General features: G+C 57.6%; 1 protein-coding gene. It reads right to left on the bottom strand.

All coding sequences use genetic code 11. The annotated features are described in order from the left end of the window. The coding region (locus BIU96_RS19240; RefSeq protein ID WP_139200139.1) for a molecular chaperone at positions 1–363 on the bottom strand (363 nt) is incomplete at its 3' end. Positions 364–382: the final 19 nt, after the last annotated feature.

The raw sequence follows: 382 nt of genomic DNA, 5'->3' as shown, positions 1-382 counted from the left end.
GTCTCTAGCCTTGATGCCCCTGGCCATCAGATCGCTACGCAGATCCGCAAGGGGCTTCTCGTTGAGAAAGCCGGTCAGGTAATAACTGGTGTAGGGCAGTAATTCACCGCGACCGATGCCAACGAAAAGGTTGTTGAACTCCCGCTCTGCATCATTGGGCGCGGTGCGTTGGGCAAGGGCAGCGAGGTTTCTGGAGGCGGATCCAATCGGAGTATCGTCACCCTCTAAGGTTACCAGCCCCCGGAGCAGCTCACTCGAAGGTGGGGCGTCCAGCAGGACACCCAGCAACCGATACATTTGGGCACGCGCTCGATCTTCGTCACTGATCGAGCGCGGGCACTGAACTTCTGCAGCGTTGGCCAAGATGTCTCTCTCTATATTG

This window comes from Curtobacterium sp. MCBA15_008 (assembly GCF_001865065.1).
GTDB lineage: Bacteria > Actinomycetota > Actinomycetes > Actinomycetales > Microbacteriaceae > Curtobacterium.
This window is presented reverse-complemented; position numbering and strand designations above follow the sequence as displayed.